21 protein-coding genes are annotated in these 18,461 nt (G+C 68.8%); 12 read left to right on the forward strand and 9 right to left on the reverse strand.

Annotated elements, in window-relative coordinates:
* Positions 1 to 59: 59 nt before the first annotated feature.
* Complete coding sequence (locus G6048_RS21045; RefSeq protein WP_165341122.1) at positions 60 to 425, reverse strand: hypothetical protein; 366 nt, start codon at positions 423 to 425, stop codon at positions 60 to 62.
* A 154-nt stretch (positions 426 to 579) separates the two neighbouring features.
* Here G6048_RS21045 and G6048_RS21050 point away from each other — a divergent pair, with 154 nt between their 5' ends.
* The 8 genes from G6048_RS21050 to G6048_RS21085 all read left to right on the forward strand — a co-directional run bounded on the left by G6048_RS21050 (position 580) and on the right by G6048_RS21085 (position 7,620).
* The gene (locus tag G6048_RS21050) at positions 580 to 954 is read left to right on the forward strand and encodes a hypothetical protein (RefSeq protein ID WP_235990117.1); all 375 of its coding nucleotides are present in this window, start codon (positions 580 to 582) and stop codon (positions 952 to 954) included.
* Positions 951 to 1,808: a DUF4388 domain-containing protein gene (locus tag G6048_RS21055; RefSeq protein ID WP_165341123.1), complete on the forward strand. Its 858-nt coding sequence runs from the start codon at positions 951 to 953 to the stop codon at positions 1,806 to 1,808. The genes G6048_RS21050 and G6048_RS21055 overlap by 4 nt, the downstream gene beginning before the upstream one ends.
* The gene (locus G6048_RS21060; protein WP_165341124.1) at positions 1,808 to 2,398 is read left to right on the forward strand and encodes a hypothetical protein; all 591 of its coding nucleotides are present in this window, start codon (positions 1,808 to 1,810) and stop codon (positions 2,396 to 2,398) included. The genes G6048_RS21055 and G6048_RS21060 overlap by 1 nt, the downstream gene beginning before the upstream one ends.
* 90 nt (positions 2,399 to 2,488) lie before the next feature.
* The gene (locus G6048_RS21065) at positions 2,489 to 2,878 is read left to right on the forward strand and encodes a roadblock/LC7 domain-containing protein (protein ID WP_165341125.1); all 390 of its coding nucleotides are present in this window, start codon (positions 2,489 to 2,491) and stop codon (positions 2,876 to 2,878) included.
* Between the two features lie 143 nt (positions 2,879 to 3,021).
* A complete protein-coding gene (locus tag G6048_RS21070; RefSeq protein WP_165341126.1) occupies positions 3,022 to 4,029 on the forward strand; it encodes a tetratricopeptide repeat protein in 1,008 nt (335 codons plus the stop codon).
* 126 nt (positions 4,030 to 4,155) lie between these two features.
* A complete protein-coding gene (def, locus tag G6048_RS21075) occupies positions 4,156 to 4,806 on the forward strand; it encodes a peptide deformylase (protein ID WP_165341127.1) in 651 nt (216 codons plus the stop codon).
* Between the two features lie 364 nt (positions 4,807 to 5,170).
* Positions 5,171 to 6,256, forward strand: coding sequence for an epi-isozizaene synthase (cyc1, locus tag G6048_RS21080; RefSeq protein ID WP_328826545.1), 1,086 nt, complete (start codon positions 5,171 to 5,173; stop codon positions 6,254 to 6,256).
* Positions 6,253 to 7,620, forward strand: a complete 1,368-nt coding sequence (locus tag G6048_RS21085) for a bifunctional albaflavenone monooxygenase/terpene synthase (protein WP_165341129.1) — start codon at positions 6,253 to 6,255, stop codon at positions 7,618 to 7,620. Before cyc1 ends, G6048_RS21085 begins: the two co-directional genes overlap by 4 nt.
* A 24-nt stretch (positions 7,621 to 7,644) precedes the next feature.
* Here G6048_RS21085 and G6048_RS21090 read toward each other — a convergent pair whose 3' ends face one another.
* Positions 7,645 to 8,625, reverse strand: a complete 981-nt coding sequence (locus tag G6048_RS21090; RefSeq protein ID WP_165341130.1) for a helix-turn-helix domain-containing protein — start codon at positions 8,623 to 8,625, stop codon at positions 7,645 to 7,647.
* A gap of 93 nt (positions 8,626 to 8,718) precedes the next feature.
* Here G6048_RS21090 and G6048_RS21095 point away from each other — a divergent pair, with 93 nt between their 5' ends.
* Positions 8,719 to 8,973: a hypothetical protein gene (locus G6048_RS21095; RefSeq protein WP_165341131.1), complete on the forward strand. Its 255-nt coding sequence runs from the start codon at positions 8,719 to 8,721 to the stop codon at positions 8,971 to 8,973.
* Here the strand turns inward: G6048_RS21095 and G6048_RS21100 are convergent.
* The 4 genes from G6048_RS21100 to sigE form a co-directional block, all read right to left on the reverse strand.
* Positions 8,886 to 9,911, reverse strand: a complete 1,026-nt coding sequence (locus tag G6048_RS21100) for a ribonucleotide-diphosphate reductase subunit beta (RefSeq protein ID WP_165341132.1) — start codon at positions 9,909 to 9,911, stop codon at positions 8,886 to 8,888. The genes G6048_RS21095 and G6048_RS21100 overlap by 88 nt on opposite strands.
* 2 nt (positions 9,912 to 9,913) lie before the next feature.
* Entirely contained in the window at positions 9,914 to 12,226 is a 2,313-nt protein-coding gene (locus tag G6048_RS21105) for a ribonucleoside-diphosphate reductase subunit alpha (RefSeq protein ID WP_328826551.1), read from the reverse strand.
* Positions 12,227 to 12,314: 88 nt separating this feature from the next.
* The gene (locus G6048_RS21110) at positions 12,315 to 13,265 is read right to left on the reverse strand and encodes an anti-sigma factor family protein (RefSeq protein WP_165341133.1); all 951 of its coding nucleotides are present in this window, start codon (positions 13,263 to 13,265) and stop codon (positions 12,315 to 12,317) included.
* Positions 13,262 to 13,963, reverse strand: coding sequence for an RNA polymerase sigma factor SigE (gene sigE, locus G6048_RS21115; RefSeq protein ID WP_165341134.1), 702 nt, complete (start codon positions 13,961 to 13,963; stop codon positions 13,262 to 13,264). The genes G6048_RS21110 and sigE overlap by 4 nt, the downstream gene beginning before the upstream one ends.
* Positions 13,964 to 14,177: 214 nt before the next feature.
* On the opposite strand from sigE, the gene G6048_RS21120 reads away from it, so the two are divergent.
* The gene (locus G6048_RS21120; protein WP_165341143.1) at positions 14,178 to 14,876 is read left to right on the forward strand and encodes an O-methyltransferase; all 699 of its coding nucleotides are present in this window, start codon (positions 14,178 to 14,180) and stop codon (positions 14,874 to 14,876) included.
* Positions 14,877 to 14,982: 106 nt separating this feature from the next.
* Here the strand turns inward: G6048_RS21120 and G6048_RS21125 are convergent, their stop codons facing one another.
* Complete coding sequence (locus G6048_RS21125; protein WP_003966491.1) at positions 14,983 to 15,150, reverse strand: DUF3117 domain-containing protein; 168 nt, start codon at positions 15,148 to 15,150, stop codon at positions 14,983 to 14,985.
* Between the two features lie 380 nt (positions 15,151 to 15,530).
* Between G6048_RS21125 and chcB the strand changes: the two genes are divergently transcribed.
* Entirely contained in the window at positions 15,531 to 16,334 is an 804-nt protein-coding gene (gene chcB, locus G6048_RS21130; protein ID WP_165341135.1) for a 2-cyclohexenylcarbonyl CoA isomerase, read from the forward strand.
* Between the two features lie 16 nt (positions 16,335 to 16,350).
* Here the strand turns inward: chcB and G6048_RS21135 are convergent, their stop codons facing one another.
* Both G6048_RS21135 and G6048_RS21140 read right to left on the reverse strand, forming a co-directional pair.
* On the reverse strand, positions 16,351 to 16,929 hold the full coding sequence (locus G6048_RS21135) for a DNA-3-methyladenine glycosylase I (protein WP_165341136.1): 579 nt from the start codon (positions 16,927 to 16,929) through the stop codon (positions 16,351 to 16,353).
* Positions 16,926 to 17,276: a DivIVA domain-containing protein gene (locus tag G6048_RS21140; RefSeq protein ID WP_165341137.1), complete on the reverse strand. Its 351-nt coding sequence runs from the start codon at positions 17,274 to 17,276 to the stop codon at positions 16,926 to 16,928. The genes G6048_RS21135 and G6048_RS21140 overlap by 4 nt, the downstream gene beginning before the upstream one ends.
* A 174-nt stretch (positions 17,277 to 17,450) precedes the next feature.
* Here G6048_RS21140 and folP point away from each other — a divergent pair, with 174 nt between their 5' ends.
* Positions 17,451 to 18,311, forward strand: a complete 861-nt coding sequence (gene folP / locus G6048_RS21145; RefSeq protein ID WP_165341138.1) for a dihydropteroate synthase — start codon at positions 17,451 to 17,453, stop codon at positions 18,309 to 18,311.
* Positions 18,312 to 18,461 lie beyond the last annotated feature (150 nt).

Here is an 18,461-nt window from a genome sequence, read left to right on the forward strand (position 1 = left end):
CCGTGACCCTGGAAGGATCACGGTGTACGTACGTCAGCGGGTCCGGCCGAGCCGCCGGTTCAGAGTTCCAGGCCGCTCTCGATCCGCTTCAGGCCGTGCCGGGCCAGTGCCAGGTTGCTGCGGGACCGGTCGAGCGCCAGGTAGAGGAAGAGCGTCCCCTTGCTGCTGGTGAGTGGCCGGATCAGGTGGTACTGCCTGCCCAGCGTGATCAGGATGTCCTCAATCACGTCGTCCATGGCCAGTGAGGCCAGGGTGCGCATCTTGGAGCGTACGACTTCGGTGTTGCCGGCCGCCGCGAGCTCCAGGTCGAGGCCTTGGCCGCCGCCCAGCGTGCCGAGTGACATGCCGCTTTCGTAGTCGACGAGGGCCACGCCGATCGCGCCCTCCACTGCCATGGCTTCCTTGAGCGCGGTATCGATGTTCATGGTCTTGCCCCAATTCCTCGGTGCTGCTGACCGGTCGATGTCCGGCCATCTACGATCGGATGCAAGCGCTTGTGGGTCGCAAGCGGTCAACTTTGCGGCGAGTTATGCAAGTTGACGTTCAAAGTACTGTGCGGCCCAGGGAGGTGGAGGGGGAATGGGGGAAAAAGGTACGGCGCTCCAGGCTTCCCTGGACCGGCTCCTCGATTCCCCGGGAGTCAACGGCGTCGCCCTCATCGACGCGGTCACCGGCCTCACCTACTGCACCGCGGGAGACATCGCCGAGGCGGGCGACGGGCCGGAGGTCTCCGAGTTCGCCGCCCTCATCGCCGAACGGCTGGGCGCGGCAGGCGCCGACGGGGAGTTGGAGAGCGTGGTCACCACCAGCACGAAACGCCATCAGGTGCTCTTCTCCGTAGTACGACCCGGGGGTGATCCGCTGATCCTCGCGGCCGGCCTCGACCGGGACCGGGCCAATATGGCGCTGGCCCTGCGCAGTCTGGGCGACCGGGCCGCGGAGGTACTGGCGTGACAGCGCCCACGGCACGCAATGTGCCCGCGCTGCTGCAGGGCCTTCGCACAGAGGGCTTCAGCGGAACGGTGCGCGTCTCCGGCTTACCCGGAGGATCGATTCATCTGCGGAACGGGCTGGTGGGCGCGATCGAGACGCCAGGGGCTCCGACCGCGACATCGGCGCTGCTCACCGCGGGACGGATCGGTGACGAGGACTGGCTGGCCGCGTGCGCCGCGGAGCCCGACGCGGACCGGCTGGGCGGACACCTGGTGGCCGAGGGCCTGATCGGCGCCGCCGAACTCGAAGTCGTCTGCACCGCGGCCGTGTTCGACGCGGCGTTCGCCATGGCGCTGAGTCCGCCGGGCAGTTGGGAGTTGAGCGACCGGGAGCCCGTACTCCTCGCGGAGCCGGGCGTCGAGCCGCGGCGGCTGACCGAGGAGGCCTCCCGGCGCATGGCGCTGCTGTCGCGTCTGTGGGGGCCGCCGGGCGAGCTGACACGTGTCCGGCCCGCTCGGGTCGCCGAGGCCGCGCCCCGTGGCTCCGACGGGTGGCTCGCGCGCCGGCACCGGGATGTGCTGGACAGCGTCAACGGACGTCGTACGCCACGTGACATCGCCTTCGCGCTGGGCCGCGGACTGTACGCGGTCATGCTGGACCTGATCCGCCTGGAGGCCCTGCGCCTCGTCCAGTGGGAGACCAGGACCACCGCCGACGGCCGGCCGAGCACCGCGCCTCGTGTGCCGCAGGCCGAGCCGACCACCGCCGTACGGACCACTGCTGTACGGCCCCCCGAGGCCGCGCCGCTGCCGAAGCGCAGACCCGGCGGCGCGTCCCCCGCACAGGACGTCGGACAGAAGAAGAAGGGAGGGTAGTGAGCACCGACGACGACCGAGCGGCACAACCCTGGGAACGCGACGCAGCCGCGCCCCCGCCCGAGCAAGAACCCGAGCGCGGACAAGAGCAAGAGCAAGAGCAAGACCAGGAACCAGAGCAAGAACCGAAGCAAGACCAGGAACCAGAGCAAGACCAAGAGCAAGACCAGGAACAAGAGCAAGACCAAGAGCAAGACCAGGAACAAGAGCAAGACCAGGAACAAGAGCAAGAACCGAAGCAAGACCAGGACCAGGAACAAGAGCAAGAACCGAAGCAAGACCAGGACCAGGAACAAGAGCAAGAACCGAAGCAAGACCAGGACCAGGAGCAAGAACCAGAGCAGGAGCAAGAACGCGAACGAGGCAGCGCCATTACGGACGCCCGGCCTCCGCCGGAAGCCGAAGCCGGTTCTTCACTCGCACCCCCACCGTTGCCCGTACGCCGACCGCTGCCACGACGCGATGCCGCACCGGCCGCGCCCGCTCTCCTGTCGACGCTCACGGCCGAGGAACTGGCCGCCGAGGCGCCCTCGGTCGACATGTTGCGGCGCGTCCGCCGGGCGCTGCGGGATCTCCCGGATACCGACTGAAATCGCCAGCCTGAAATCCCCGGCCGACTCCGCCGAGCGCGCATCGAACATATCAGCACCGCATATGCCAGGACCCAAGGAGCACCAACCATGACCGAAACCCCACCGCCCGATTCCCTGACCGGCATTCTGGCTTCGCTGCGTGAACGGGTGATGGGGGTCTCCGAGAGCGTCCTGTCCACCGTGGACGGCCTGCTCGTCGTCGCGGACACCGACACCGTCCACCCCGAGTCCGTCGCCGCCCTCGCCGCCGCGACCCTCGGAGTGGGACGTCGCATGGCTGATACCGCCGGTGTCGGTGCGCTCCGCGAGGTGGTGGCCCGCTGCGGTTCGGGTCACGTCATCGTCGTCGCCGTCGGCGACCGTGCCCTGCTCACGGTCAAGGGCGACGACGGCCTCGATCTCGCCGCGTTCCAGCGTGAGTCTCCGGCCACGGTTGAACAGCTGACCAAGGCACTCGCCTCCGACGTGGCGCGATGAGCGGTCTGACCCCGGTCCAGGCTGGGTAACCCCTGGGTAATGAGCGCCCGTCCGGCCGTACGTGGTTGGATGCGAGGAAGAGGACAACAGGGGGCACAGTCCAGCCCGAGGCTGCACGCTCTTCGACGAACTGGCAGGCGGGAATGAGGATCTTCGGCAAGGGACGGCACCGGCCCTCCGCCTCATGGCGGCAGGCCACCGACCGCGCGTTCACGCTGATAGGCGACGGCCGGTACGAGGACGCGGGAGCGCTGCTCACGCGTGCGGCGGACCTGGAGCCCTGGCTGTCCGAGTCCTGGTTCAACCTCGCTCTGCTGCACAAGTTCCGGCACGACTGGGAGCAGGCGCGGGCCGCGGGCCTCAGGGCCGTGGCGCTGCTCGACCGGGCGACCGGGGCGCCTGACTGGTGGAACGTGGGCATCGCGGCCACGGCCCTGCAGGACTGGCCCCTCGCCCGCCGGGCCTGGCAGGCGTACGGGCTGAAGGTGCCCGGGGGCACCTACCGGCCGAAGGGCGGGGGAGGCGTCACCGCCTCCGGGGAACCGGTGGGGATGGAGCTGGGCAGCGCGGCCGTACGGCTGTCGCCCGAGGGGGAGGCCGAGGTCGTGTGGGGGCGCCGGCTGGACCCGGCCCGGATCGAGGTGCTGTCCATTCCGCTGCCGTCCTCCGGGCGGCGCTGGGGCGAGGTCGTCCTGCACGACGGCGTACCGCACGGCGAGCGGACCACGGCCGCCGGGCACGCGTATCCCGTGTTCGACGAGATCGAGCTGTGGGCGCCCTCACCGGTCCCCACCTGGGTCGTACTGCTGGAAGCGGAGACCGAGGACGACCGGGACGCCCTGGAGCGGCTCGCGGCCGACGCCGGCTTCGCCGCCGAGGACTGGTCGTCCTCGGTGCGGTTGCTGTGCCGTATGTGCTCGGAGTCCCGCATGCCGTCCGACGAGGGCGACGGCGAGCATCTCGACCCGCACGACCACAGCGAGCCCGGGCATCCCGGGCCCCTCGGCCATCGCACCGACGGGTCGCTGTGGATGCCCGAGCGGGAGTGCGGGTTGGCTGCGCCGGCCTCGCTGGTGCGAGGTCTGCTCGACGGCTGGGTCGCGGACAGCCCGGACACCCGTGACTGGCGGGATCTGGAAGAGGTCTGTTAGACGGCTGCGCGCCTTACGGGGGCTGGACGGCTGCGCGGCCTCGCGGGGCGCGGAAAGCCGCTCAGCCATCGCCGTAGGCTGTACCCGAACTTTTTCTTGAGGATCCCAGGAAGGCAAACGTCGGTCATGGCGCAGCAGGACACCGATCAGCAGCACGCGGGCGTGCTCCCCGTGGACGACGACGGCTTCGTCATCGACACCGAGGACTGCGAGGAGCGCGAGGCGGCGTACCGCGAGCGCGGCACCTCGCGGCCCATCACGGTCGTCGGGAACCCCGTGCTGCACAAGGAGTGCAAGGACGTCACCGACTTCGGCGACGAACTGGCCAAGCTGGTCGACGACATGTTCGCCAGCCAGCGCACCGCCGAGGGCGTGGGCCTGGCCGCCAACCAGATCGGCGTCGACCTGAAGGTCTTCGTCTACGACTGCGGGGACGACGAGGGCAAGCGCCACGTCGGCGTGGTCTGCAACCCCAAGCTGGTGGAGCTGCCCGCCGACCAGCGCCGACTCGACGACGGCAGCGAAGGCTGCCTGTCCGTGCCGACCGCGTACGCGCCGCTCGCCCGCCCCGATTACGCCGAGGTCACCGGGCAGGACGAGAAGGGCAACCCGATCAAGGTGCGCGGCACGGGCTACTTCGCCCGCTGCCTGCAGCACGAGACGGACCACCTGTACGGCTACCTCTACATCGACCGGCTCTCCAAGCGTGAACGCAAGGACGCGCTGCGGCAGATGGCCGAGAACGAGCCGCGCTACCCGGTCGTGGCCAACGACTGACCCTCCGCGTCCGCCGTCGGTCCTCTGCCGGCCGCCTTCTGAACGATGGCCGAACGGCCGCGACAGGAAACGACAGTTGGGGCCCACGCGTCCCATGCATCCCTGCGAACCATGCCTGGTCGGAAGTCTCTCCGGCCAGGCTTCGTTCGTGTGTCCGTCGGACGTTCGATCTCTTTCGTTCACCATAGAACCAAAATGAGTCACGCAAGAGGGCGTTCTCGGCACCATGGGGTAGTGAGGGGAGCAGATCTGTTCCCTAACTGTCGGTTGTGGTGCTTCATGGAAGGACGGGGGTGCGCAAACGACACATGCCCAACGCAGCGAAAGGGGCATATGTCAAAAGGCGGCTGAGAGGGGTTTGTTCGTGCCTGCTTTCTCACAGAGCACCGCAACAACGCACACCCGGGTCGCGGTTCCACCGGCGCTCAATCTCCCGGTGATCGAGGCCCAGTTTCCCCGGCAACTCCATCCGTATTGGCCCAGGCTTCAGGAGAACACCCGGGCCTGGCTACTGGAAAAGCGCCTGATGTCGCCCGACAAGGTCGCGGCTTACGCCGATGAGCTGTGCTACACGGACCTGATGGCCGGCTACTACATCGGTGCGCCGGACGACGTACTCCAGGCGATCGCGGACTACAGCGCGTGGTTCTTCGTCTGGGACGACCGGCACGACCGTGACGTGATCCACAAAAGGCCGCTGGCCTGGCGGCACCTCAAACACCAGCTGCACGCGGCCCTCGACTCCCCCCAGGACCATCTGCACCACCGGGACCCCGTGGTCGCGGGGTTCGCGGACAGCATGGTGCGGCTGTACTCGTTCCTGAGCAGGAGGTGGAACGCCCGCTTCGCCCGGCATTTCCACGCCGTCATCGAGGCGTACGACCGAGAATTCCACAACCGTACGTCGGGAATCGTCCCCAAAGTCGAGGACTATCTCGCACTGCGGCGGCTGACCTTCGCGCACTGGATCTGGCTCGATCTGCTGGAACCGAGCGCGGAGTACGAACTACCCAGCGCCGTACTGAGGAATCCCGCATACCGGCGGGCGGCCTTGCTGTGCCAGGATTTCGCCGCCTGGTACAACGATCTGTGCTCACTCCCCAAGGAAATAGCGGGAGATGAGGTCCACAATCTCGGAATCAGCCTCATTCACCATGAAGGGCTGACACTGACCGAGGCCGTCACGGAAGTACGGCGGCGAGTCCAGGGCACCGTCACCGAATTCCTCCGGGTGGAAAAGGAGGTATTGCGGTACGCGGACCGGCTCGACAACGGATCCGCGCGCGGTGCCGCATTAGCGGCCGCCGTACGGGCGTGTCTGTTCAATATGCGGAACTGGTTCAGTTCCGTGTACTGGTTCCACCACGAGTCCGGCCGGTACGCGGTCGACAGCTGGGACGACCGCTCCACACCGCCCTACGTCAACAATGAAGCGGCAGGTGAGAAATGACTGTCGAGTCCGTGAAACCCGCGCCCGCTGAGGCGCGTGAGCCGCTGGAACCGTCACTCGTCCGGGGCGGGCTCCCCGTTCTCGGCCACAGCTGGAAGATGGTGCGCGACCCGCTGGGGTTCCTCACCCGGCTGCGCGACCACGGCGACGTCGTACGGATCAGGCTGGGCCCGAAGGCGCTGTACGCAGTCACCACCCCGGAGCTCACCGGAGCCCTGGCGCTCAACGCCGACTTCGGGATCGGAGGGCCGTTGTGGGACACCCTGGACGTCCTGCTCGGCAAGGGGGTCGCGACCACCGACGGCGCCTTGCACCGGCGCCAGCGCCAGACGGTCCAGCCGTCGTTCCGCAAGGATGCGATCCCCCGGTACGAGCAAGTCATGGCCGAAGAGGCACACGCCCTCGCAGAACGCCTGCGGCCAGGTGACAAGGTCAACATGACGGCGGAGGCGTTCCGCGTCACCGCCCGCGTCATGGCCCGCTGCATGCTGCGGATCGAGGAGACCGACCAACTGGCCGAGCGAGTGCACACCGCGCTTGCCACGATCTTCGAGGGCATGTTCCGGCGGATGTTCCTCTCGTTCGGCCCGTTCTACCGGCTGCCGATTCCGTCCCACCGCGAATTCGACCGTGCGCTGGCCGAAATGCACCGGCTCGCCGACGAAGTCGTCGCCGAGCGCCGGCTCGCCGTAGACAGGCCCGACTGTTTGCTGACGGCTCTGCTCGAGGCGAAGGACGAGAATGGCGACCCGATAAGTGATCAGGAGGTGCACGACCAAGCCGTCCAGGTTCTCGTGGCGGGCACGGAAACGACCGGGGCCACGTTGGCGTGGATCTTGGACTTGCTCGCCGAGTATCCCGAACACGCGGAGCGAGTGAGCGAAGAAGTCAAATCCGTCGTGGGTGACCGTACGGTCACGTTCGGCGATATCAGGAAGCTGACCCACACGAACAATGTCATCACCGAGGCGATTCGCCTGCGGCCCGCGGTCTGGATTCTGATGCGCCGGGCACAGACCGAAACCGAACTCGGCGGGTACCGCATTCCGGCCGGTGCGGACGTCGTCTATAGTCCGCTGGCCGTCCAGCGCGATCCGAGGTCGTACGAGCGCCATCTGGAGTTCGACCCCGACCGCTGGCATCCGGAACGCGCCAAAAACGTCCCGAAGTACGCGATGGCTCCGTTCAGCGTCGGCAACCACAAGTGCCCGGGCGACCACTTCGCGATGGCCCAACTCGCCATCGTACTGGCGACGTTGATCCCGAGGTTGCGCTTGGAGTACGCGCCCGGGGCGGACCGCTCGACCCGGTTGGGCATCACGCTGCGGCCGAGGCGGCTGCTGATGAAGGCCGTACCGCGCTGAACCCGCGTACCGGCGGGCGCACGTTCAGGCGACCTCGGCGGGCTCGTCCCGCGGGCCCCTGAACGTGCGCCGGTACGCCTGTGGGGTCGTCCCCAGCGACCGTACGAACTGATGGCGCAGCGCGGCCGCGGTCCCGAACCCCGTACGACCCGCGATCGCGTCCATCGTCTCGTCCGTCGCCTCCAGCAACTGCTGGGCCAGCAGCACCCGTTGGCGCAGCAGCCAGCGGTACGGCGTGGTGCCGGTCTCCTGCTGGAAACGGCGCGCGAAAGTGCGCGGGGACATGTGCGCACGGCTGGCGAGCTGCTCGACGGTCATCTCCTCGTCGAGGTGGCGCTCCATCCACACCAGGACCGCACCGACCGTGTCGCACCGGGACACCGGCAGCGGGCGCTCCACGAACTGGGCCTGGCCGCCGTCACGGTGCGGCGGCACCACCATCCGCCGGGCGATCTTGTTCGCCACCTCCGTGCCCTGCTCCTTGCGGACGATGTGCAGACAGGCGTCGATACCGGCGGCGGTGCCGGCCGAGGTGATCACCGGGTCCTCGTCGACGTACAGCACATCGGGTTCGACGGTCGACCGCGGATAGCGGCGAGAGAGCTCGTCCGCGTGCCGCCAGTGCACCGTGCAGCGCCGCCCGTCGAGCAACCCGGCCGCGCCCAGCACGAAGACACCGGAGCAGACGCTGAGCACGCGCGCCCCGCGGTCGCAAGCCCGGCGCAGGGCGTCGAGCAGCTCGGGCGGGTACTCGCGATCCATGAAGTCGCTTCCGGCCGGTACGGCGATCAGGTCGGCCTCTTCGAGCCGGTCGAGCCCGTACGGAGTGGAGACCGTGAAGCCGGGGACATGAGTGCGCAGCGACGGGCCCTCCGCCGAGACGACCGCGAAGTCGTACACGGGCAGGCCCTCGTCGCTGCGGTCGAGGCCGAACACCTCGCAGACGACGCCGAGTTCGAAGGGGTGCACACCGTCGAGCAGGACCGCGGCCACGTTCTTGAGCATGCTGCCAGTATGGCCGAAGCCTGGCAGGAAATCGAGGGTGTGCGGCAGTCCTGCCACTGCCGGTAAGGAGCAATAAGCGCGACAGTGGTGTCCATGGATACGACACGCATGGAAGCACTCATCGGAATGGTCACCGTCCTCGGAATCCTGGTCCTGCTCGTCCTCCCTGCCGTGATCGGTGTCATGCGCGACCGGCGCATCGACCGTCAGCTCAGGGAGGCCGAGCAGGCTTCAGCCCTGGATCAACGAGGTCACCAGGATCAGAAGTCCTCGTCGAAGCCGACGGTGCCCTCCACCGCCACCTGGTACGCCGAGGGCCGCCGCTCGAAGAAGTTGGTCAGCTCCTGAACGCCCTGCAACTCCATGAAGGAGAAGGGGTTTTCGGAGCCGTAGACGGGCGCCAGTCCGAGGCGTACGAGTCGCTGGTCGGCGACGCACTCCAAGTACTGGCGCATCGAGTCGGTGTTCATGCCGGGGAGGCCGTCACCGCACAGGTCGCGCGCGAACTGCAGCTCGGCCTCGACGGCCTCCCGGATCATGCCGGTGATCTGCCGTTCCAACTCCTCGTCGAAGAGTTCAGGCTCTTCCTTGCGGACGGTGTCGACCACGTCGAAGGCGAAGTTCATGTGCATCGTCTCGTCCCGGAACACCCAGTTGGTACCGGTCGCCAGTCCATGCAGCAGGCCACGGCTGCGGAACCAGTAGACGTACGCGAAGGCACCGTAGAAGAAGAGCCCTTCGATGCACGCGGCGAAGCAGATGAGATTGAGCAGGAAACGGCGGCGGTCGGCCTTGCTCTCCAGCCGGTCGATCTTCTCCACCCCGTCTGTTCCATCAAGTGCAGCCATCCACTTGAAGCAGAACTCCGCCTTCGCGCGGATGGACGGGATGTTCTCCACCGCGTCGAATGCGGCAGCACGGTCCTCCGGGTCGGGGAGGTAGGTGTCGAGCAGTGTCAGATAGAACTGGACGTGCACGGCCTCCTCGAAGAGCTGACGGCTCAAGTAGAGCCTCGCCTCGGGGGAGTTGATGTGCTTGTAGAGGGTGAGCACCAGGTTGTTCGCGACGATCGAGTCGCCGGTCGCGAAGAACGCGACGAGACGGCCGATGAGGTGCTGCTCGCCGGGTGACAGTTTCGCGAGATCTGTCACGTCCGAGTGGAGGTCCACCTCCTCCACGGTCCAGGTGTTCTTGATGGCGTCCCGGTAGCGCTCGTAGAAGTCGGGGTAGCGCATGGGGCGGAGGGTCAGCTCGAAGCCCGGGTCGAGCAGGTTCTTGTCACTCATGATTACTGGCAGGCCTCGCAGGACTCGGGGTTTTCCAGGGAGCAGGCGACCGCGTCGGGATCGGCCTGCTGTACGGGGACGGGGACGGGGGCAGCCGCGGCCGTGGAGGAACCGGCCGCGCGGGCGATGCGGGTCGCCGGGCGGGAGCGCAGGTAGTACGTCGTCTTCAGGCCCGACTTCCAGGCGTACGCGTACATCGAGGAGAGCTTGCCGATGGTCGGCGTCTCCAGGAAGAGGTTCACGGACTGGGACTGGTCCAGGAACGGGGTACGGGCGGCGGCCATGTCGATCAGCCCGCGCTGCGGGATCTCCCACGCCGTGCGGTAGAGCCGTCGGGCGTCCTCGGGGATCCAGGTGAAGTCCTGCACCGAGCCGTTCGCCTCGCGGAGGGCCTCGCGGGTGCGGGCGTCCCAAACGCCCAGCGCCTTCAGCTCGTTGACGAGGTACGAGTTGACCTGGAGGAACTCGCCCGACAGGGTCTCGCGCTTGAAGAGGTTGGAGACCTGCGGCTCGATGCACTCGTAGACGCCCGCGATGGAGGCGATCGTGGCGGTGGGGGCGATGGCGAGGAGGAGGGAGTTGCGCAGGCCGGTGGCGGCGATGCGCTCGCGGAGGGCCGACCAGCGCTCGGGCCAGGTGAGTTCGACGTCGTAGTGGTCGGGGTGCAGTACGCCCCGGGCCGTACGGGTCTTCTCCCAGGCCGGGAGCGGGCCGCTGCGCTCGGCGAGGTCGGCGGAGGCCTCGTACGCGGCGAGCATGATGCGCTCGGCGATGCGGGTGGAGAGCGCCTTGGCCTCCGGGGAGTCGAAGGGCAGGCGCAGCTTGAAGAAGACGTCTTGGAGGCCCATCGCGCCGAGGCCCACCGGCCGCCACTTCGCGTTCGACCGGCCTGCCTGCTCGGTCGGGTAGAAGTTGATGTCGACGACGCGGTCGAGGAAGGTGACGGCGGTGCGGACGGTGGCGTCCAGCCGTTCCCAGTCGAGATCACCGGTCGATGTGTCGACAAAGGAACCCAGATTCACGGACCCCAGATTGCAGACCGCCGTCTCCCCGTCGTCCGTCGCCTCCAGGATCTCCGTGCAGAGGTTGGAGGAGTGGACCGTGTGGCCGGGCAGGGCGGTCTGGTTGGCGGTGCGGTTGGCGGTGTCCTTGAAGGTCATCCAGCCGTTGCCGGTCTGGGCGAGGGTCCGCATCATGCGGCCGTACAGCTCGCGGGCCGGGAGGGTCTTCCTGGCGAGACCGTCCGCCTCCGCCTTGCGATAGGCGGCGTCGAACTCCTCGCCCCACAGGTCGACCAGTTCGGGCACGTCGGAGGGCGAGAACAGGGACCACGTGCCGTCCTCATCGACCCGCCGCATGAACTCGTCCGGGATCCAGTGCGCGAGGTTCAGGTTGTGCGTACGCCGGGCGTCCTCACCGGTGTTGTCGCGCAGCTCCAGGAACTCCTCGATGTCGGAGTGCCAGGTCTCCAGGTAGACGGCCGCGGCACCCTTGCGCCGGCCGCCCTGGTTCACGGCGGCGACCGAGGCGTCGAGGGTCTTCAGGAACGGGACGATGCCGTTGGAGTGCCCGTTCGTGCCGCGGATCAGCGCACCGCGGGAACGGACACGGGAGTACGCGATGCCGATGCCGCCCGCGTGCTTCGAGAGCCGGGCGACCTGGTGGTAGCGGTCGTAGATGGAGTCCAGCTCGTCCTTCGGGGAGTCGAGGAGGTAGCAGGACGACATCTGGGGGTGTCGCGTACCGGAGTTGAAGAGGGTGGGGGAGGAGGGCAGGTAGTCGAGGCGGCTCATCAGGCGGTAAAGCGCGGTGACTTCGTCGACGGACCGGCCGCTGTCGTCTTCGGCCAGTCCGCTCGCCACGCGCAGCATGAAGTGCTGGGGCGTCTCGATGACGCTCCGGGTGACCGGGTGCCGCAGCAGGTACCGGCTGTGGAGCGTACGCAGCCCGAAGTAGCCGAAGCGGTCGTCGCCTTCGGGGTCGATGAGCGCGTCGAGGCGAGCCGTGTGGATCCGTACGAACTCGGCGGTGCGGTCGGCGATCAGGCCCTCGCGGTGCCCGGCCGCGACCGACTCGGAGAAGGACCGTACGCCCTGCGAGGCGGCCTCGGCCGCGATGCCGATGGCCAGCAGCCGGGCGGCCAGCGTCGAATAGGCGGGGTCCTCGGAGATCAGGCCCGCAGCCGCGTCGGTGGCCAACTCGCGCAGCTCCGCCACGTCCGCGCGGGCGGACCGGCCGCGCAGCGCCGCGGCGGCGACCCGTCCGGGGTCGGTGTCGCCTGGCCCGCGGCACGGCGCGTCGGCTGCGCCGCGGATTGTCGACTCCGCGCCCCGGGTCCCTCCGGTGGGCGCGGCCCATCCCTGGATTCAACCAGGTTCACCGGCCGCCGCGCAGAGGGCGGGTTCAGCGAGCGGTGGGAGGCGAGGGGGAGGCGGGCGACTCGGGCAGCGGCACGATGGCCGACAGGCCGGGCGTCGCGAACTGAGAGGTCGTCGCCCACGAGGTCAGCGTGACCGGCGGGTGCGTCTCGAGGGGACGTATGAGCGGGGACATAGCGGCTGCATCGCCCACCACCGGCGAGGTGAGCGCATGCGGCGGACGCGCGTCCTGCTGCCCGGCAGGCGGGGGCATTCCCGGCAGCAGCGGCGCGGACACCGCGGTCGGAGCGGCCTGCTCCGCGGTGAAGGAACGCTGTCCCTGGGCGAGCAGCGGCGCGAAGCCACGGCGGCGCTGCTCGGGAGTGGTCGCCGCGCCCGTGCCCGGCGTACGCGCCGGGGTCACATTGCTGCCCGCGCCGGACCCGGCCCGTGCGTCCGTGCTGTCGGGCACACCGGTCGACACCCCGCCGAGCGCGACCGCGGCCAGCGATACGGCCCCGGCCGCCACGAACGCGAAGCGCAGCCCGCGTGAGGCCGAGCGGTCGGCCTCACGCCTGCTGATGTCATGGATACGGAACCCGCGCTGCTCCGAGGGCAGCACCGCGGCATGCGGACCGTTCGGCACATACTCGAACGGGTCGTGCCGCACGCCGAAACCCGAATCGTGCCGCATACCGAAGGCGCCGGACGACCCGAAGGATCCTCCGCCCAGCCGGGAGCCGCCCCCGTCCCCGTCACTTCCCCCGGGCAGCCCCTGGAGGCGTGCCAGGAAGCTCTCGGAGGGCGGTGGTGGAGCCGCTTCCGCGAATACGTTCTTCAGTCGTCGCTGCTCATCGGCCTCGGCCTTGCACTTCGCGCAGGTCGCGAGGTGGGCCAGGACGCGCTCACGCGCCTCATGACCGAGCTCTCCGTCCACCAGGGCGGAGAGTCGGTCTCCCAGGTGCTGCTCTGCCGGCGTAGGACGTGATCCACTCACGCGGTCGCGCCCCCTCCTCCCAGAGCGGGCACTCCGGTGACGACCAGGCCACGGCGCTCGGCGCGGGCCTCGGGCGACCGGTGGGCGAGGGCCTTGCGGAGCTGCGAGCGGCCGCGGTGGATCCGGCTGCGGACCGTGCCGAGCTTGACGCCCAGGGTCGCGGCGATCTCCTCGTACGAAAGCCCCTCGATGTCGCACAGGACGACCGCGGCGCGGAATTCGGGTGCGAGGGTGTCGAGCGCCTGCTGGACGTCCGCGTCGAAGTGCGTGTCGTTGAAGACCTGCTGCGGGGATGGCTCACGGCTGGGCAGCCGCTCGGCCGCGTCGTCGCCGAGCGCGTCGAACCGGATGCGCTGCTTGCGGCGCACCATGTCCAGGAAGAGGTTGGTGGTGATGCGGTGCAGCCAGCCCTCGAAGGTGCCGGGCGTGTACGTGGACAGGGAGCGGAAGACCCGGACGAAGACTTCCTGGGTCAGGTCCTCGGCATCGTGCTGGTTGCCCGTCAGGCGGTAAGCGAGCCGGTAGACCCGGCCACTGTGCATGCTGACGATCTCCTCCCAGGTGGGCGGAGTCCACGCCTGCGAGTCCGCGTCGGACGTGAAGGTCGCGGTCTGAGCGGAATCGGCAGCGCGGTACTTGTCAGCGGTGTCGGTCACGGATTTCGGCTCACCCGCGGATCTGAGCAGGCGCCTCAGCACCCCTCCTCGATCCCCAGGCACAGCCGCACCTCCCCTGTCGGCTCTGGTGGTGTCCAGTGGAGCCCCTACCATAGCCACCTCGCCCGTTAGCTCCGGATAAGCGGTTTTACGAGAAATTGATACGCGCTTCCGCGATTGCGTCAGCACTTGCTCGGTGTCCTTGTCCATCGGCTACCCCCCGCGTCGTTCCGCACCCCTTTAAACGCCCGGTCCCATCTGCGGGTTCCCGACGGCAACGGATACAGTCACGCCCAGGCAACCACGGGGACGGGAGAGGGTCATTAGCGGCAACCGGCAGACGAGCTGGGCGTTCGCCGACGCCTTTGTCGCCGAGGACGACGCGCTGCACTGGGCCCGGGACCGGGCCCGGGAGGCAGGGCTGCGCTCGGTGTCGCCCGGCACCGGCGCCGCGCTGCGGTTGCTCGCCGCCACCGTGGGCGCGAAAGCGGTGGCGGAGATCGGAACCGGAACCGGAGTCTCCGGAATTCATCTGCTGCACGGCATGCGGCCGGACGGTGTACTGACCACCGTCGACACGGAGCCGGAGCGCCAGCAGTTCGCCCGGCAGGCCTTCCGCGCAGCCGGCTTCGCCAGTAATCGTGCGCGCATCATTCCGGGCCGCGCCCTGGATGTTCTGCCCCGCCTCGCGGACTCCGGATACGACCTCGTCTTCTGCGACGGGGATCGCCTGGAATACCTCGACTATCTCGCTGAATCGTTGCGCCTGCTGCGCCCCGGCGGCCTTGTCTGTTTCGAGGGCGTCTTCTCCAACGGCCGGACCGTGGACTCGGGCCCACAGCCGACAGAGGTACTGCGCCAGCGCGAGCTGCTGCGCACGGTCCGCGAGAACCAGGACCTGTTGCCCTCGCTGCTGCCGGTCGGCGACGGCCTGCTGTGCGCGGTCAAGCGCTGAGCCGTCACGTGTCGTAGACCTGATTACGTGTCGTAGACCTGGAACGACAGCGCCCCGGCACCAAAACGGCGCCGGGGCGGCTCAAAACCTTCTTGTCGCTCCCGCGTCAGCCGACGACCTTCTTAAGGGCGTCGCCGAGCGCGTCGGCCTCGTCAGGGGTCAGCTCGACGACGAGCCGACCGCCGCCTTCGAGCGGAACGCGCATGACGATGCCCCGCCCCTCCTTGGTCACCTCGAGCGGGCCATCACCCGTCCGCGGCTTCATGGCCGCCATGCTCGTTCCCCTTCCTGAAACCAGCTCATCGTCGCCGACGGCCCCTTCGAGGGCACACGTCCTTCTTCCAGGACACGCGTCACCGGCATCGAACACATTGCTTCCAGGCCATTATCCCGCATCTCAGGACCCGATGACCAACATCAGTCGGCATCGCTTGCGCAACGCGCTTGAGCAAAACCACTCAATTCGGCGATGTGACTGCGATACTGCGCCACCGCATCGACTTTCGGGCGCCGGAATTCTTTGACGCAGGTCACATCTCTGAACGCAGCCACTGCTCATGATCTCCGCCATGCTGTCCTCGGACGACCACGAAGACGCCTGTGAAGACGACTACAAAGACGACGACGAAGCCGTGACACCGGAGGGGACCCACCATGGCCGACACCGTGCTCTACGAGGTGAGCGACGGACTCGCGACGATCACGCTGAACCGCCCCGAGGCGATGAACGCGCTGAACATCGAGACCAAGATCGCCCTTCGGGACGCGGTCCAGTCCGCGGCATCCGACGACGCCGTACGGGCCGTGCTGCTGACCGCCGCCGGTGACCGGGCGTTCTGCGTCGGGCAGGACCTCAAGGAGCACATCGGGCTGCTCGCCGCGGACCGGGAGACCGGATCGGGGCACACCATGAGCACGGTGCGGGAGCACTACAACCCGATTGTGCGAGCCCTTGCCGGGGCGCAGAAGCCCGTGGTCGCCGCGGTGAACGGGGTGGCGGCCGGGGCGGGCTTCGGGTTCGCGCTCGCGGCGGACTACCGGATCGTGGCGGACACGGCGGCCTTCAACTCGTCGTTCGCGGGGGTGGCCCTGACGGCGGACTCCGGCATCTCGTGGACCCTGCCGCGGGTCGTGGGCCCCGGGCGCGCCGCCGACCTGCTGCTCTTCCCGCGGAGCATCAAAGCCCAGGAGGCGTACGAGCTGGGTATCGCGAACCGGCTCGTGCCGCCCGCCGAGCTGCGTGCCGAGGCCGAGAAGGTGGCGCGGGCGCTGGCCGAGGGTCCGACGGTGGCATACGCGGCGCTGAAGGAGTCGGTGGCCTACGGGCTGACGCACTCCTTGGCGGAGACCTTGGACAAGGAGGACGAGTTGCAGACGCGGGCGGGCTCCTCGGAGGACCACGCGATCGCGGTGCAGGCCTTCGTCAACAAGGAGAAGCCGACGTACGTAGGGCGGTGACTTGCGCCGACACCGCCTACTGGAGGCGTGCGACGCACGCCTCCAGGTGATCGTCGACCAAGCCGCACGCCTGCATCAGGGCGTACGCCGTCGTCGGGCCCACGAAGCGTATGCCTCGCTTTTTGAGGGCCTTGGAGAGGGCCGTCGACTCGTCGGTGACCGCCGGGACGTCGGCGAGGGTCTTCGGAGCGGGACGTGAGGCGCGGTCCGGTGCGTACGACCAGATCAGCGCGTCCAGCTCCCCGGAGGGCCAGTCGGCGAGCACGCGCGCGTTGGCGAGTGTCGCGTCGATCTTGGCGCGGTTGCGGATGATGCCCGGATCGGCGAGCAGGCGCTCCCTGTCCTCGTCCGTGAAGGCCGCCACGTCGGTGATCTTGAACCCGGAGAAAGCCGCGCGGAAGCCCTCGCGGCGGCGCAGGATCGTGATCCAGGACAGGCCCGACTGGAAGGCCTCCAGGCACAGCCGCTCGTACAGCGCGTCGTCGCCGTGGACCGGGCGGCCCCACTCCTGGTCGTGGTACGTCACGTAGTCGTCGGTCGACAGGGCCCAGGGGCAGCGCAGCGCTCCGTCGGGTCCCTTCAGTGCCTCGCTCACCGGTGGTCGTCCTCCGGGTGCTGCTCCAGGGAGGTGTCCCGGGCCGCCCTCGCTCCGGCCAGCGCGGACTCCAGGTCGGCGATCCGGGCATCGCGCTCGGCCAGTTCGGCGGCGAGGCGGCCGAGGGCGTCGTCGACGTCCGCCATGCGGTAGCCGCGGACGGACACCGGGAAGCGCAGCAGCTCCACGTCACCGCGATGCACCGGGCGGTCCAGGGGCAGGGGGTCCACAAGGCGCTCGGGCGGAGCCTCGGGCAGGGCGGTGCTGTCGCCGCCGCCCACCACGGAGAGGGTCACCGCGCCGACGACCACGACGAGGGCGACGACCAGGAACAAGAACATGAACATCGCTGCGGTCCCCCACGCTCTGTCACCGGCTGCCACCGGCTGTTGCCGACGCGGTACGCGTCGACGCGGAAACTGTCAGGCTCCGATCGTGCCATGCGACTCTGACAGTTAGGGTCGCAGGCGGCCGATGAGGGTGGCCGAACAGCGAGGACGACTGGGGAGAGGTCACAGGGGATGCTCAGGCTGGGCGGGCGCGAGTTCGACGCGCAGGAGCCGGTGATCATGGCGATCGTGAACCGGACCCCCGACTCCTTCTACGACCAGGGGGCCACCTTCCGCGACGAACCGGCGCTCGCGCGCGTGGAAGAGGCCGTGTCAGAGGGTGCTGCCATCATCGACATCGGTGGGGTCAAGGCCGGTCCCGGGGAGGAGGTGAGCGCCGAGGAGGAGGCTCGACGCACGGTGGGTTTCGTCGCCGAGGTGCGGCGTCGGTTCCCCGACGTGATCATCAGCGTCGACACCTGGCGGCACGAGGTCGGTGAGGCGGTCTGCGAGGCGGGCGCGGATCTGCTCAACGACGCGTGGGGCGGGGTCGATCCGCGGCTCGCGGAGGTCGCCGGGCGGTTCGGGGTAGGGCTGGTGTGTACGCACGCGGGGGGTGCGCGGCCTCGTACGCGGCCGCATCGGGTCGCGTACGCGGATGTCATGGCCGACATCTTGCGGGTCACCGTCGGGCTGGCCGAGCGGGCGGTCTCGCTCGGGGTGCCGCGGGAGTCCGTGCTCATTGATCCCGGGCACGACTTCGGCAAGAACACTCGGCACAGCCTGGAGGCCACGCGGCGGCTCGGTGAGATGGTCGCCACGGGCTGGCCCGTGCTGGTCTCCCTCTCCAACAAGGACTTCGTCGGCGAGACCTTGAACAAGCCGGTCAAGGAACGGGTCCTCGGGACCCTCGCCACGACGGCGGTCTCGGCGTGGCTCGGAGCGCGGGTGTACCGCGTCCACGAGGTCGCGGAGACCCGCCAGATCCTGGACATGGTCGCGTCGATCGCCGGCCACCGGCCGCCGGCGGTTGCCCGCCGAGGGCTGGCGTAGCCCTGGCCGGGTGACGCCGGGGAGGGTTTTTCGCCCCCGCCGCCCCTACCTCGCTCGACCGCTGGGCGCTCTCCGACCGCGTGCTCGGTACTTTCTGGACGTGGCTGCTATTGGGCGGCACCATCTTCACCGCGTACACGTTCACTGCGG

It is taken from the genome of Streptomyces ureilyticus, assembly GCF_011045025.1.
In the GTDB taxonomy this organism is placed as follows: Bacteria; Actinomycetota; Actinomycetes; order Streptomycetales; family Streptomycetaceae; genus Streptomyces; species Streptomyces ureilyticus.